The following is a 15,496-nucleotide window of genomic DNA, read 5'->3' on the forward strand; positions in this document are numbered from 1 at the left end:
AGCATTTTTGGTTTCGAGTGTTTTTTTAACACCTTTACAGGAATTCTTTGGATTTTTTTTCTAAATGAATCCACTGCAAATTTACTTCTTTTATGAGTGGAGATAACAAGCGATTAATAAAAATAGTTTTTACTGGTAACAGTAGCTGCCAAGCAGAAAGAGAGGAGTAGGTGATGACTTTTCCTTTTTCTACAGGGGAACATATTCCTTTATTTATTTGTTCTTCTTTTTGTTTACAAAATGTTTTTACTCGCCAAGAAACATCGTAATCCGACAAGTAAAGAAGAAATGTAATTGTTTCGGCCTCATTCCATTGGAGTGTTTGTACAGAATCAGACAATTCATAGAGCTGACTTAGTTTTCTTAAATCTACTATCTGATTTTGAGAGGAATTGAGGTAGGGAGGACGAAGCTTTGTTGAATTAAAATCTGTAATAAGTAAGTTTTTCATCAATCATCAGTCCATTTCTTTACAGCTTCTTTCAGAGAAAGGTAGATTTATTCTTCGTGATGAGCCAAAACAAGAGCAATATCCTTACTATTCTTTGCTTGGTTATCTAACGCTACAAATCCATCCATAACAACTACAGAGAACGTTTTTTTCAAATGTAGGGCAATCCTCATAAAGCGTTCAATCATAGTGTCGCTCAAATTTCCATTAATTATTAGCTTTACCTTTTTTGATTTAGCCATCTCTTTTACTGCTTTTACGTGTGCAGGGAAATTGTTTCGTAATTCTTTATAAGTGACAAAATGAACGACATTGGTCGATTCACAGCCAAGCAAAAGGGCCTTTTCATCAAGCACATTATCCGTACGATGTGCTTGCTCCATCAGATATTTTTGAATAGCATTCATGTAACTCACTTCCTTTTCAAGATAGTGCGGATTGTACTATCTTATTCTTTCGGTTGCGAACGTTCGATTCGCGTTCTTAGAGAGAATCCTCTATTATATATATAAACTACCCCTTAAAGGGATGGTCAAGGAGGAGCCATGAAAACTGATACACTCATTACGATTGGTATGCTGTCAAAAATTACTCATGTTCATAAAAAGGCGTTGGAATATTATGATAAAATTGGTATTTTACCACCAACCTATGTAGATGATGAAAATGGGTATCGTTACTACTCAGCAAAACACATTTATCTTGTAGAAGCGATACGCGAATGTGCAGAGTTGTCGATTCCGTTAAAGCAGTTGAAAAATTTTATCTCTGAAGATGGATCTCAAATTGATTTATTACCTCTGATGGACTTAGGCACTACACTTGCTACTGCACGTCTAAAAGAAGTTGAACAACATTTAGCTACATTAAAATCGATGAAGGAAGAAATAAGCTACTCTGAGGATTTTTTGAGTCAGGAAAGTCTACAATATGCAACCGTCTCTGAAAAAACATACTGGTTAACTCCATATGCTGGAAACCAAGTGAGTACAGATTATCATGTCCATTTAGCACAAACCAAGGAACAAATGCGAAAATTAGGGATTGTACCAGGCTATGAAGCAGGAATGCTGACTTTCTGGAAAGAGGGGCAACCTTATTCTTATTCCTATCAGTCGATCGATAAAAAGAATGCAACCATTAAGAAAAAACAGGTAGTCGTATTTCCTGAAACTACCTTTGCTTTAATGAAATCACCAAACACCAATCATCAGGCAGTCAGTGAAACCTTTGAACGATTACGTGGAGAAACATATGAAAAGGCGATTTTTCAAACAGAAATCTTCGCAAAAAAGTATGATTTTGAATCCCCTCTGTTTGAAATGAAAAGCACCTTACCAGAGGCAAGCTTACTAAAACAGCTCCAACAAATGGTATAAAAATAGAGAAGTGGGGACATGACTAATTAAGTTATCCCCTCTTAATCTCTTAATAAAGTGAGAAGACAGACATGTACCTACTCGGTTCTCCGAGCGGCGCATGTCTGTCTCTTCATTTATTCTTGCGTTTATCCTAAAATAGGTTTGTCGAACGAACCACTGATCTTTCAATCGCTGTCTTTTCTAAACGAATCTATTTTTTGTCACTAGATAGCATACATTAGGAGTATCCCCATCTTAATATTTGAATAGTAAGCCTTCATGTGCAAAAAATTATTTTTCTGCTTTAACCGTTTGAATAAAGCTGAACAAAGGATCAAGCGTTTGTATATTTTGATTGCAAGACTCGCTATCATGGCAAATATAGTTGCCACGTTTTGTATAAGTACCATCCCCGGAAGATTTAATTAAGGATAAGAACATAGATACCTCAGATGTCTTATGACAAATACTGCAAATTCCTTTTGAACTATCAGAAGAAAGGGTTCCATACACACCTGTTAACTTATCCTCTTCATATAAAATGATATATTTTCTTTGGGTTCCAGCATCATTCCAGCCCACGTAGCTATGATTTCTAAGGTCAAGTTCAGCCCACTTTGGAAAGTGAAGCTTTTTTACTTTTCTAAATAGTTTTGTTAATTGCTGTGTACTAGGCTCGCGAAATGGAATTACCTCATTTTTTAAACTTTCTAAATAACTTTCTGCTTTTGCTTTTGTCACTTGGTTATCAGTGATGAGTGCCATAAAATGAGTTACTTTTTCAGGAACCTCTTCAAATAGCCCATTCACTTGTTCAATGGCTGAGTCCTGAACGGTTCTTATCGTCTGTTTATCATTAACAGAAGAGTAAGTGTTTAATAATACAGACACCTGCTGTTTAATAAAATTATACTGGTGTGGTTGAATTGTTGGCATAAAAAAATTTCCTTTCAAATTGCCTATTCTGTAGTTAACAATGTTGTTGGAAGGCATTTTTTGACCAACAACATTGATCAAAAAAGAAACGTTTGGGTAGCTAAATACGATACAGTAGTGTATATCATAGCATCACCCCCTTTATGAATTTTTTATATTTGGGTTTTCAGTAAGAACTAAGCAATTTATTCTATAACAAAATAGAAGGTACCACAAGCATTGTGTAATGACGGGTTGCAAGTTTAATGGCAACGACTAGACTCAATACTCAATAAATTTCGTTTTATGAGATTTTTAAAAGTTTCCTTAATGTTTAAATGGAACATAAAGAAAAAGAAGGTGTTGTAGTTAACAATAGAGCACACCTTCTTTCTTCTTAGCTGTTATCTGTTATTGTCAAATCTTTCATTCCTAAGTAATAGCCCTTCCCGCCAACATAAACGTTTTCTATTTCGTTTTGAGCATTCTCAGCCAACGTTACCACTATCTCAGATGGCGATTGCAATGAGTGACCTTGCTCAAAGAGATAGGTTTCTTTTTTTATTTGTTCTTTATGCAAGTAGCAAGCTAAGGCGCCATTTGAAGTCCCGGTTGCCGCTTCCTCATTGATGTCATATAACGGAGCAAAGTTTCTACATAAAATGCGCTCTTTCGCAAATGTATAGAGATGCATTCCAATCACATCATAAAAACGGCTGATTTCTTTAATCTTTTCAAAGTTTGGTTTCAAAGCGTTTAAGTCCGCTTCCCTTTTTATAGGAACTAATATGTCTTTTAATCCTGTAGAAACTATTTGAATAGGATATTGGGTATCAATCAGTTGACGGTCAAAGCAGTCAGTCAACTCATCTGGTGAAAGAATATCATAAAAGGCTGGCTTCACCTGCTCCATGAAGAAGCGATCATCTTTTATGGTAATAGCGAGGATACCACTTTTTGTTTCGATGGTATAGTGATTCTTTGAAAGAATATCTAAATGTTTTAATATAACAAACGCACCAATTGTGGCATGACCACATAGGTCAACCTCTTCTTTTGGTGTAAAAAACTCAAAAGTATAATCAGCATTTTGGGATTTTGTTATAAAGGCAGTTTCTGCATAACCCAATTGTTTTGCTATCATCATTTTTTGTGAAATAGTCAAGTCTTCTTCAAATAGTACGACACCTGCTTTATTTCCACCTGTATTTTCTATACTAAACGCACTTGCGACATAAACAGATAATTTCATACAATACCTACTTTCTTTTCAATAAATTGTAACACAGGAAACAATCTAATTAAGTGTAATTAGCTTCTTTGATTTAGTTATATAAAAAGAGAGGAATTTTTTGCTAATGAATAAATGACAGAACAGCTTTTTTGAGGATTGTTAATAGAAATACATGAAATGAATAGAAGAGAGGAGAATTGTTTTCCTAAATTTAGGCTAGAACAAACAGGGATAGCCTATAGTTATTCGTACAAGTAGCATTGTATAAAAGTCAAAGTAGCTAGCTTGCGTCCGGTTGGATTTCGGACGCCTGCCAGCTACATGATAGTATAATCTGAGAGTGAGACATAACTATTTAAGCTATATCTCACTCTCGTAAAATCTTAATAAACGGCGGGAACAGAAGTAACTCATCTCCACTGCGTTTCGCTCTCAACAACTTCTACGCATGGAACATGCTAGAGTTGAAGGCTTCGAAAATAAGCTGAAATTCCCAAAGATTTGAGGAGCAATCTTCGTGAATTCCTTCTTATTTCTTGGAGCTGAACACTTCTGTCCCGACCTCGTCTCAAAAACTTTTTAATAATGTTCCAAATCTTTCTCCATTTTTTACTAGTCAAGAAATACGTGGCGCAACTTATCGCTAATTTTTGGTAAATATTCATGTCCGTATTCAGGCAAAGTAAAGAGTTTCTTGGGACTTTGAATATTATTATAAGTAGCCAATTGTGTTTCTGGTGGAACGACAGTATCTTGAAGACCCATTAGCCAATAAACATCTGCTTTAATGCGAGGGGCTAGATGCTGAATGTCAATGTATTCCAATGTCTGAAAAAAGGCTTCTTCTTGTTCATGCAAAGGATCTTTGAACTGAAACCAGTAAGGAATCTCTTCAAATGCGGAAGTCTGTGCTCCCATTTGATAAGCTTTTCGATAATCAGATAAGAATGGGTAGGTGGCAATGATTCTTTTTATTTCAGGAACAAGTGCTGCACAAGCAATGGTTAATCCACCGCCTTGAGAAGCGCCTTGAGCATAAATCTTCTTTTCATCGACTTCTTCCAAAGACATCAAAATTTTTGCGGCTTTAACAGTGTCTAAGAAAACTCTTGTATAGTAAAGGTTTTCTGGTCCTTCTTCTACGCCTCGAACAATTAATCCTTTCGTTACTGTTCCTTTTGTTTGTGTACAATCCTCCGATAATCCGCCTTGTCCTCTAGCATCCATAGCTAAAACAACAAAGCCCTCTGCTACCCAACCAATCTTATCTTGCCAATCTCCGGCGTCCACATGATAGCCATGAAATTGTAACAGACCTTTATGCTGTAATGTTTTCTTCTTGGGAACTAGCAACTGGCAGTGAATTTTTGCACCGCCCACACCGATAAAATATAAATGATAGGCATCAGCAACAAAAGAGGCTAGGTCATAAGGAATCAATTCATAGTCAAATCCTGTGTCGTTTAATGAAGCCAATTGCTTTTCCCAAAATGAATCAAAATCTTTCGGTTTTTGTCCAAGTCCTTTATAGGTTTTCCAATCGTCAATGTGAATCATATGTTTTCTCCATTCGTTTTATTAATTCAAGATACATACGCACGGTATGATAGGGGCCTTTCCAATTATCACTTATGGAAGAGCTTTTAGTAGTACTTTGCTCGTCGGGATTATCAGCACAAAGGTATGCCAACCACTCACTGGCGTGTCTTTTATCGACAAAATAGGTTTGAATGGCTTGCCATAGTGTTTCTGTAGCATCAAGAAATGTTTGCTCCTGCGTTTTTTGATACGCATTATAAAAACCAATCATTGCTTCTGCCTGCACCCACCAAACTTTGGTCTTGTCTGTTGTTAAAAAATCAGTGGAATGATTCATTAATCCCTGAACATCTAGTCCATGCTGAAGTGTGTAATTCGCTAGTTCGATAATTTGCTGGTTTAGCTGTGTCGACTGAGTAATCGCCTGTCCTCTATCCAGCAGCCATGACGTTTCAATATCATGCCCGTATGAAATTTCTTGCGTCATTGAATGCCAATCCCCTGAAAAAAACTGATGACAGTATCCTTCTTTTTGAATGATTTTTTCTTGAAATAGATTCATCAAAAAATGAAGCTGTTGTAACAGTTTTGGATTTGGCCATAGTTCATAAAGCAGTGTATAGGCTTCAAATAAATGAAGGTGTGTATTCGTTGTATAAGAAAGCTCGATGTCTGCAAGACCTACTTCACAGATGGGAATTTCTTTCCAGTCACGAGAAAATTCTTCTGCATAGCCCATCTGGTTGTCACGAAAAGCATGAGTTTCAATCAGGAAGAACAACTCTTTTGCAAGTGCTAAAGCTTCTTCATTTTTTGTTGCTTTGTAGTATTCACTTAACGCATAAAGGGCAAAACTTTGAGCATATAAAACTTTCTTATCTTTTCGCACGAAACCGTCATGAGAAACCTGCCAATACACACCGCCGTATTCCTCATCCCATAAAACTTCTTTTAAAAAAATAAAACCGTGTGCACTTGCTTCTTTCAAGTTATCTGAGGAAATCAGCTGGCTTGAAGCAGAGAATGCCCATAAATAGCGACTTTGCATCACCGAATTTTTAGGCGCCTGCTTGACCTGTTTTAAGTCTTTGTCAACTTCACCAAAAAAACCACCGCAAGCTTCATCTATTTGATTCAACCAAAACGGAAGAATCGTCTGCGTAAGCTGGCTATACAATTCAGTTTGATTCATCGTATCCTCCTATACTTTTTGAAATAAAAAAATGATTCTTTACAAATTGGAAAAAATCTTTCATAATTCTGTTATCGTTTACAATTTAAAAATATATACTTTTTAAATTAAATGTCAATCTATTTTTGGAGGTTTTTTATGGATTATGTAAAAGGAGTTACCTTTGGGTTTATGAGTAAAAAAGGAGAATGGGCGACAAGTCAGGCAAAAGAATCACTTCGGCTAATGAAAGAAGGGTGTGGTGCAGATCATGTCATTTTACCTATTGTGGTAGAGCAAAAAACTGCACAGTCAACTGAAATTGATTGGAAAGGAGAAACTGTATTAAGCGATAGCGAGGTGACAGAGTTGATTACTTTTGCTAAATCAATTGGACTGAAAGTCATCCTTAAACCAATGGTGAATATAAGTGACGGGACATGGCGCGCGCATATCAATTTTTTTGAATACGATGTTCCTTGTGAACCAAAATGGAGTGAGTGGTTTGCTTCATACACAGAATATATTGTGCATTATGCAAAAATTGCAGAACAAACCGCCTGTGAATTGTTTGTAATTGGCTGTGAGTTAGTTAATACAGATCGTCGGGATGCACAATGGCGCAAGCTGATTAAAGAAGTACGTCTGTCTTACAAAGGAGTGATTACCTATAACTGTGATAAATATCAGGAGACCCATGTTACTTGGTGGGATGCGGTAGATGTGATTTCTTCTTCAGGTTACTATCCAATAGATAAGTGGTCACAGGAATTAGATCGAATTGAAGCCGTTGTTTTTAGGGAGAATAAGCCTTTTTTCTTTTGTGAAGCTGGCTGTCCCAGCAGAGAAGGCAGTGAATATTTACCAAATGATTGGTCGCTTACAGGGAAAGTAAATCAGCAATCTCAAGGGAAGTGGTATCAGGCAATGTTTGATGCTTGTCAAACGAGAAGCTGGGTAAAAGGATTTGGATTATGGGACTGGAAAGCGACTCTTTATAAAAAAGAAGAAGCAAATATGGATATGGATTATGCCTTGTATGGCAAGGTTTCTGAAGGAATTGTTCAAAAATTTTACAAAAATATATAATAAATTTAAATAAAGTATATACATTTAACAAAGAAGATGTTATCATTTATTTGCAATCGCTTACTAAAATAATTTTTTGGAGGAATTATAATGAAAAAGAAATCAATTTTAAGTTTATTAGGTCTTTCAGCCGCGAGTTTATTTGTTTTAGGCGCATGTGGTAAGTCAGATGACTCTGCCAAAACAGACAAAGATGGAAAAGAAACCATCACTTTTATTAACCATAAAACCGACTGGGAAGGAAACGGTAAATGGGATAACTACATGAAGGAATTTAACAAGAAATACCCAGATATTAAAGTGGAAATCCAAACAATCACCGACTACGCGGGTCAAATGAAAACACGAATGAACAGTGATGAGTACGGCGACTTACTGATGTTGCCTGGAGATATTCAACCACAAGAATTTGCAACATTCTTTGAACCATTAGGAGAGAAAGAAGAGTTGGCGAAAACATATATGGGCTTAAACGACCGTTCTTACGATGGCGTATCGTATGGGATTCCAACGCAGATGAATGCTACTGGGATGGTTGTAAATAAGAAAGTGTTTGAAGAAGCAGGGATTACAGAGTTTCCAAAAACAACGGAAGAGTTTGTTGCGGCTTTAAAAACAATTAAAGAAAAAAATCCTGATATAACACCACTTTATACAAACTATGCGGCTGGCTGGACACTATCAAACTGGGACTTTGTGCGACCAGGTGCGTCAGGAGATAAAGATTTTACCAATAAAATGACCACGGATACGGCACCATTTGAAGAAGGAAAAGTCATGAATGAAATCTATAAAACTCTATATGATGTTAGTAAAGATGGCTTGATTGAAGCCGATCCAACAACTACTGATTGGGAACAATCAAAAGTAGACATGGCCAATGGAAAAATTGGAGTGATGGTTTTAGGCAGCTGGGCAGTTCCTCAAATTCAAGAAGTAAACCCAGATACAGCAGATGACATTACATTCCAAGCATTTCCAATGACCGCTTCTGATGGAAAACAATATATGGGTGTCGGTGGTGACTATAACTTAGCTATCAATGTTCACAGCAAAAATAAAGAAGCCGCACGTAAATTACTTGACTGGTTAGTTAATGAATCAGATTACGCAGTAGATAATGGCGGACTGCCAGCGGTGATTGGCGGGAACTATCCAACAGCATTGAAATCAAGTCAAGAAGCCGGTGTTGAGTTGATTGAAGAAAATCCCGCACCAGCAGGAAAAGAATCATTATTCAGCGACATCAATAATGAGTCTGAGTTGGGTATTGGCACGACAGACGCTGAAAAACAAAGAATCATTGATGCAGCAACTGGTAATACGAAAGAAAGCTTTGAAGCAATCATGAAAGACTTCAACAAACGCTGGTCAGATGCTATTAAATCAGTAGGCGAATAACAATCGCATAGATAATTTGTTCAAAACAATGGAGCGCTTCTATTGATTTTCTGATTGAACATAAACTAAATGAATCGCTTCATTTGAGTAAGTACAAATGAACAGTCTTAATTGGAGCTGGGACAAAAAGTAAACCATTTGTTCTAGCTCTATCTCTATTCTTTAAATTGCTTTAAACGTTTATAAGGGGGGAACATCTAGTGAAAAAATTTAAGCTTAGTCAAAAAATGGAACAAAGGATTTTAGTCATCAGTTTTACTATCATTCCTGTACTGCTCTTATTAGTTTTTTCTTATTATCCTTTGGTAAAAATGATTCAATACAGTTTTACCAATTGGAATGGTTACAATCCTTCAAGTGAAGCAGTTGGCTGGGATAACTACAAAACTGTGTTAACCAATCCCAACTATTTTACAGTATTTAAAACTAGTCTCTATTACTTTATTGCTACATTCTTCCAATTAGGATTTGCTTTGTTATTTGCAACAATCTTATCTTTTAAAGTGAAGTTTGCTAATTTTTGGAAAGGAATACTCTTTTTTCCATATTTATTAAATGGTGTAGCTATTGGATTTATCTTTCTCTACTTCTATAAAGGTGGCGGAACCTTAGACACTGTACTTAGTAGTTTGGGGTTGGAAAGTCAAATTCGATTATGGTTGGGAGACCGCTCGATTAACAATATTTCCTTAGCATTTACCTCTGTTTGGCGATATACCGGATTTAACTTTTTAATTTTCTTAGGTGCAATTCAATCGGTGAATCCTGAAATTTATGAAGCCGCAGAAATTGACGGAGCCAACCGTTGGGATGAGTTCAGATATATCATCATGCCAAGTATCAAAAATATTATTTTCTTGAATATTATTTTAGGCGTAAGTGGTTCGCTAAGTGTATTTGATATTCCATACATCATGACTGGTGGTTCAAACGGAACAATGACTTTTGTTATCAAAACGATTGATACAGCCTTCAAGTACAACAAGGTTGGTTTGGCATCAGCAATGGCACTTATTTTGCTAGTAATTGTTATATCTGTGACGGTTATTCAACGATTTGCTACTAGAGAAAAGAGGGATGCGTAATGGAACTCATACAGACACAGAAAAAAAGGAAAAAGAAAGTAAAAATTACGCCAGGAAACATTTTTAAATATTTGATTCTACTTATTGGAGCAATCGTAGCAATCTTGCCAATTTTGGTTGTGTTCATTGGTTCGTTCAAATCCAATAATGAGTTTTTAAGTTCAGGTGTTTTATCATTGCCAAAGAGTTTAGATTTTTCAAACTATAAAACAGCATTCATTAACGGACAAATGTTATTGGGATTTAAAAATACACTAATCATTTTTGTTATCAGTATGGTGGGCAAGTTAACGTTAGGATCGATGTTTGCCTATGCCATGAGTCGTTTTGAGTTTCGTTTAAAGAAACTAATTATGGTGTTATTTATGATGGCGATGCTGATTCCGGGAATTACCAGTCAGGTGGCTACATTTCAAATTATTAACAGCATGGGATTATTTAATACCATGTGGGCAGTCATCGTTTTAAACCTTGGAACAGACGTAATTTCTGTATATGTATTCTTACAATATCTAAATGAGATTCCTATTTCACTAGATGAATCAGCCTATTTAGATGGAGCTTCTTATTTTGGTATCTTTTGGCGAATTATCTTACCGAATTTAAAGGCACCCATTGTAACCATGTTGATTATCAGTGGAGTCGGGGTGTACAACGATTTTTACAATCCATTCCTTTATATGCCAGATCGTAGTTTGAAAGTAATTTCTACCGCATTGTTTGCTTTTAAAGGACCTTATGGAACGAACTGGCCTGTAATTTTGGCAGGCGTAATTATTGTTATCTTGCCTATCCTTATTGTGTTCGTCTTTTTACAAAAATATATTTATAACGGTGTTGCTGGTTCTGTGAAATAAGAAGTAAGGGGGTTGCCAATGGAAACAAAACAATCAAAATTAATTCGTGGAGTCGAGTTTTTTTACGAGATGGTGAAGGCAAGTGTCTATTTTTGGTTTCTATTGTTAAAAAATGGACTCGTCTATGGGATTTTACCAGCAGTAACGTACACGATGATGTATAGTACAACAAATGAAAAAAAAGAAGAAAAGTTTTTTAGCGTACTTAAAAAGAGAAGGACAGTGATTCCTTATGGAAAGCTTATATCAATGGCTTGGTTCTTAACAGGAAGTCTACTGGCAGTTACTTATTTTTTGATGAGTCACAAGGACACTCATTCATTTGGTTTGTTTCAAGTGGCCAGCCTTGTTTTCTTCTTTTTATTCACTATCTACCTTTGTTGGGTGGCATGGTTTCATGTAAAAGGGGTAATAAAAATTAACTGCTATGCACTTAGTTTGGATCAGCTTGTCCGTCATCCAGTGAAAAGTTTGTATATTGGCAGTTTAATAGTCACAGCAAGCCTGATTGCTTGGGTCAATTTATTTGTTTTTTGTTGCATCGTCCCAGGTCTATTTTGTTGGCTCGTTGAAAAAGGACTATGTAAAAATCAGTCAGCAACTCCTACAGTGACTGAAATGAGATAAAAATTAGAGGAGGAGCTATCGTGTCACTTATCTATATAAATAAAGAAACGAAAGAATTTCATCTAACTAACGGACAAGTCAGCTATATTTTTCGTGTAATGGAAAAAGTTCAAACACTAGAGCAGCTGTATTATGGTCAAGCAATCACGCACCGTTCAGATTTTTCTTATCTGATTGAACGTGAAATTCGACCGTCTAATAATCAATTTAAAGCAGACCATACCTCATCTTTAGAACACGTTAAACAGGAATTTCCAGTCTATGGAACGACTGATTTTCGGTATCCAGCAGTAGAAGTTAGCTATCCTGATGGCGACTCGATTAGCAGATTTCAATATGATTCCTATGAACTTTTTTCAGGAAAACAAAAAATAAAAGGAATGCCAGCAACCTTTGCAACCGAGTTGGAAGCAGAAACACTAGTTATCCGTTTAAAAGATGAGTATTCGGAGTTAGAACTTCAGCTTTTTTATACCATCTTTGCTGATGCGCCAGTTATTACCAGGCATTCAAAGCTGATAAATCATGGTAGCGACTCTTTTCAAGTGAACCAATTAATGAGTATGAGTGTAGATTTACCAACAAAAGAATATGAGTTTCTTCATCTAACAGGTGCGTGGGCTAGAGAAACACATGTGCGAAGAGAACCGCTGCATTACGGGATTCAGTCCATCTCTAGTACACGAGGAGCCAGTAGTCATGTTCATAATCCATTTTTTGCCTTGTGTGAGCCCGCAGCAAATGAATCTGCAGGTGAGGTATTTGGTTTTAGTCTGATATATAGCGGGAACTTTCTTGGTCAGCTGGAAGTAGACACATATGACATCACTCGTTTGATGTTCGGAATCAATCCATTTCAATTTTGTTGGAAGCTAGATCCTAATACATCATTTTCAACGCCAGAAGCAGTTATGGTTTATAGTCAAGCAGGATTAAATGGGATGAGCCAGATTTTTCATTCCTTTTATCGAAGTCATTTAATTCGTCCAATATGGGCGAAAAAAGAGCGACCTGTTCTATTAAATAATTGGGAAGCAACTTATTTTAATTTTGATGAAGAAAAATTGGAAGAGTTAGTTCAAACCGCTAAAGAATTAGAAATTGAGTTGTTTGTGTTGGATGATGGCTGGTTTGGCGAAAGAAATAGTGATAATTCTTCTTTAGGTGATTGGTCCGTGGATAACAGAAAACTCCCCAATGGTTTATCTGCATTCTCAGACAAAGTACACGAGGCAGGAATGAAGTTTGGGTTATGGTTTGAACCGGAGATGGTTTCTGCGGACACTGAGTTATTCCAAAAACATCCAGATTGGGTGATTGGCCATCCAAAGAAAAATATTTCTCATGGACGAAATCAATTTGTATTAGACTTCAGCCAGTCAGAAGTAGTGGAAGCCATCTTTTTACAGATAAAAGCCATCCTCGATGAGACTACGATTGATTACGTAAAATGGGACATGAATCGTTATATATCAGAAGCTTATTCCTCTCATTTAGAAAAAGAGAGACAAGGAGAGGTCTTTCATCGATATATTTTAGGTGTATATGCACTTTATGAAAAAATTCTTTCTGAGTATCCGACTTTGTTGATTGAATCGTGTGCGGGAGGCGGTGGACGGTTTGATCCAGCACTTCTGTATTATGCGCCGCAAACATGGGCAAGTGATGATACGGATGCAGTGGAGCGTTTAAAGATTCAGTATGGGGCTTCTCTAGTCTATCCTTTGTCCAGCATAGGAAGCCATGTATCTGAGGTTCCCAATCATCAGGTAGGACGAACGACATCTCTCAAAATGAGAGGGGATGTAGCAACTTTTGGCACATTTGGCTATGAGCTGGATGTAACGAAGCTTTCAGAACAGCAAAAAGAGGAAGTCAGATGCCAAGTCCGTCAGTTTAAAGACTCTCGTGAATTAGTTCATTCGGGTGATTTTTATCGCTTATTAAGTCCCATGGATTCAAATGAAGTCGCTTGGATGGTTGTTTCAAAAGATAAACGATCCGCATTGGTGGGCTATTATCAAGTGCTGGCAAAGCCTAATCCTAGCTACAAACGCGTAAAACTTCAAGGATTAGAGAAAAAATACAAGTATCAAATAAACGGAAAAATGAGTCGTTACGGCGATGATTTAGTGCAAATAGGATTGCTGCTTGGTGAAAATTATATTAATCGGGCTAATGACTATTGGGCAAAAGAAAAAGAAGGTGACTTCCAGAGTAAGATGTTCTATCTGGAAGCAATTGATGAGGTGTAAAAGATGAAGACAAAATTTCCAAAAGATTTCTGGTGGGGAGCTGCAACGTCAGGACCACAAAGTGAAGGAAGATTTAATAAGCAACATGCCAATGTATTTGATTACTGGTATGAAGTAGAGCCGGAAGCATTCTACAATCAAGTAGGACCTGATACAGCTTCAAATTTTTATAACAGCTTCAAAGAAGATATTAGATTAATGAAGGAGATTGGGTTAAACAGTGTTCGGACATCAATTCAATGGACACGTCTTATTGATAATCTTGAAGAAGGGACTTTAAATGAAGATGGCGTTCGTTTTTACAATGAAGTGATTGATGAATTTCTTGCAAACGGGATTCGCCCAGTTATAAATCTTCATCATTTTGATCTTCCTGTTGAGCTGTATCATAAATATGGTGGTTGGGAATCAAAGCATGTTGTAGAGCTGTTTGTAAAATTTGCTAAGCAATGTTTCACTTTATATGGCGATCGTATCACTGACTGGTTTACATTTAATGAACCCATGGTGATTGTGGATGGACAATATTTATACCAATTTCATTATCCGAAAGTGGTTGATGGAAAAAAAGCTGTACAGGTGGCTTATAATATTCAATTAGCTTCTGCCAAAGCCATTCAAGCGTTTCGTAAAATCAATAAAAATAAGGAAAGCCGAATTGGGACGATTCTTAATTTAACGCCTTCTTATCCTGCTTCCGCAGAAAAAGAAGATTTAGCAGCAGCAGAGTTTGCTAACTTATGGTTAAATCAAATGTTTTTAGACGCTTCTATTAATGGGGCATTTCCAGAGAAGCTGATTTCTTATTTAACAAGGGATGGAGTTATCTGGGAAGCGACTGCTGAGGAGTTAGCAATTATTCAGGCAAACACTATCGACGTTTTAGGTGTGAATTTTTATCATCCACATCGAGTATCCAGACCAAGTGTTTCTTCTGACAGCTTGGCGGTTGATTGGATGCCGAATAAATATTATGACGAGTATGATATGCCAGGCAGACGAATGAATGTGGATAAAGGCTGGGAAATTTATCCGCAGGCGCTTTATGATATTGCCATTAACATTCGCGATAATTATGGGAATATTGATTGGTTCGTATCAGAAAACGGGATGGGTGTATCAAGAGAAGAACGCTATTTAAATAAAGAAGGAATGATTGAAGATGATTATCGCATTCAATTTATTCAAGAACATCTCTACTGGTTAGCTAAAGGAATAGAAGAAGGCTCAAATTGTTTTGGTTATCACTTGTGGACACCAATTGATTGCTGGTCATGGGGGAATGCCTATCGAAATCGATATGGATTTATTTCTACTAATATTCATACACAAGTAAAGACAATTAAAAAGTCGGGTTATTGGATTAAACAAGTCGCTCTGGAAAACGAAGTGACATTTTCTGAGACTATTGTTAATAAATTCCAAGAATAATCGAAGTTAGATAGACAAATGTTCTTAATACACATATACTTTTAAAGTAATAGAGAAAGTTTTTTCTTGCAGAGGAGGAA

14 protein-coding genes are annotated in these 15,496 nt (G+C 36.5%); 8 read left to right on the top strand and 6 right to left on the bottom strand.

Translation table 11 applies throughout. The features are described from left to right. Nucleotides 1–34: 34 nt before the first annotated feature. Both I589_RS13210 and I589_RS13215 read right to left on the bottom strand, forming a co-directional pair. Nucleotides 35–451, bottom strand: a complete 417-nt coding sequence (locus tag I589_RS13210) for a hypothetical protein (protein ID WP_010768272.1) — start codon at nucleotides 449–451, stop codon at nucleotides 35–37. A gap of 47 nt (nucleotides 452–498) precedes the next feature. Then, a complete protein-coding gene (locus I589_RS13215; protein WP_010768273.1) occupies nucleotides 499–858 on the bottom strand; it encodes a DUF1694 domain-containing protein in 360 nt (119 codons plus the stop codon). Between the two features lie 138 nt (nucleotides 859–996). On the opposite strand from I589_RS13215, the gene I589_RS17935 reads away from it, so the two are divergent. Next, nucleotides 997–1,830, top strand: a complete 834-nt coding sequence (locus I589_RS17935) for a MerR family transcriptional regulator (protein ID WP_010768274.1) — start codon at nucleotides 997–999, stop codon at nucleotides 1,828–1,830. 273 nt (nucleotides 1,831–2,103) lie between these two features. Here the strand turns inward: I589_RS17935 and I589_RS13225 are convergent, their stop codons facing one another. The 4 genes from I589_RS13225 to I589_RS13240 all read right to left on the bottom strand — a co-directional run bounded on the left by I589_RS13225 (nucleotide 2,104) and on the right by I589_RS13240 (nucleotide 6,692). Continuing rightward, entirely contained in the window at nucleotides 2,104–2,748 is a 645-nt protein-coding gene (locus tag I589_RS13225; RefSeq protein WP_010768275.1) for a FusB/FusC family EF-G-binding protein, read from the bottom strand. Between the two features lie 376 nt (nucleotides 2,749–3,124). Beyond that, nucleotides 3,125–3,979, bottom strand: a complete 855-nt coding sequence (locus I589_RS13230; protein ID WP_010768276.1) for a PhzF family phenazine biosynthesis protein — start codon at nucleotides 3,977–3,979, stop codon at nucleotides 3,125–3,127. A gap of 594 nt (nucleotides 3,980–4,573) precedes the next feature. Then, nucleotides 4,574–5,518, bottom strand: coding sequence for an acetylxylan esterase (locus I589_RS13235; RefSeq protein WP_010768277.1), 945 nt, complete (start codon nucleotides 5,516–5,518; stop codon nucleotides 4,574–4,576). Further along, the gene (locus tag I589_RS13240) at nucleotides 5,505–6,692 is read right to left on the bottom strand and encodes an AGE family epimerase/isomerase (protein ID WP_010768278.1); all 1,188 of its coding nucleotides are present in this window, start codon (nucleotides 6,690–6,692) and stop codon (nucleotides 5,505–5,507) included. The genes I589_RS13235 and I589_RS13240 overlap by 14 nt, the downstream gene beginning before the upstream one ends. 138 nt (nucleotides 6,693–6,830) lie before the next feature. Here I589_RS13240 and I589_RS13245 point away from each other — a divergent pair, with 138 nt between their 5' ends. From I589_RS13245 to I589_RS13275, 7 genes are all read left to right on the top strand, one after another. Continuing rightward, nucleotides 6,831–7,760, top strand: coding sequence for a glycoside hydrolase family 113 (locus I589_RS13245; RefSeq protein WP_010768279.1), 930 nt, complete (start codon nucleotides 6,831–6,833; stop codon nucleotides 7,758–7,760). Between the two features lie 90 nt (nucleotides 7,761–7,850). Beyond that, nucleotides 7,851–9,161 carry an ABC transporter substrate-binding protein gene (locus I589_RS13250; protein ID WP_010768280.1) on the top strand — a complete coding sequence of 437 codons (1,311 nt, stop codon included), beginning with the start codon at nucleotides 7,851–7,853 and terminating at the stop codon, nucleotides 9,159–9,161. Between the two features lie 200 nt (nucleotides 9,162–9,361). After that, nucleotides 9,362–10,246, top strand: coding sequence for a carbohydrate ABC transporter permease (locus I589_RS13255; RefSeq protein ID WP_010768281.1), 885 nt, complete (start codon nucleotides 9,362–9,364; stop codon nucleotides 10,244–10,246). Further along, nucleotides 10,246–11,103, top strand: coding sequence for a carbohydrate ABC transporter permease (locus tag I589_RS13260; RefSeq protein ID WP_010768282.1), 858 nt, complete (start codon nucleotides 10,246–10,248; stop codon nucleotides 11,101–11,103). Before I589_RS13255 ends, I589_RS13260 begins: the two co-directional genes overlap by 1 nt. Before the next feature lie 18 nt (nucleotides 11,104–11,121). Then, entirely contained in the window at nucleotides 11,122–11,730 is a 609-nt protein-coding gene (locus I589_RS13265; RefSeq protein ID WP_010768283.1) for a hypothetical protein, read from the top strand. Between the two features lie 20 nt (nucleotides 11,731–11,750). Continuing rightward, nucleotides 11,751–13,985 carry an alpha-galactosidase gene (locus I589_RS13270; RefSeq protein ID WP_010768284.1) on the top strand — a complete coding sequence of 745 codons (2,235 nt, stop codon included), beginning with the start codon at nucleotides 11,751–11,753 and terminating at the stop codon, nucleotides 13,983–13,985. A 3-nt stretch (nucleotides 13,986–13,988) separates the two neighbouring features. Next, on the top strand, nucleotides 13,989–15,416 hold the full coding sequence (locus I589_RS13275) for a glycoside hydrolase family 1 protein (RefSeq protein ID WP_010768285.1): 1,428 nt from the start codon (nucleotides 13,989–13,991) through the stop codon (nucleotides 15,414–15,416). Nucleotides 15,417–15,496: the final 80 nt, after the last annotated feature.

Origin of the sequence: Enterococcus phoeniculicola ATCC BAA-412, assembly GCF_000407505.1 — a bacterium.
Taxonomy (GTDB): Bacteria; Bacillota; Bacilli; order Lactobacillales; family Enterococcaceae; genus Enterococcus_K; species Enterococcus_K phoeniculicola.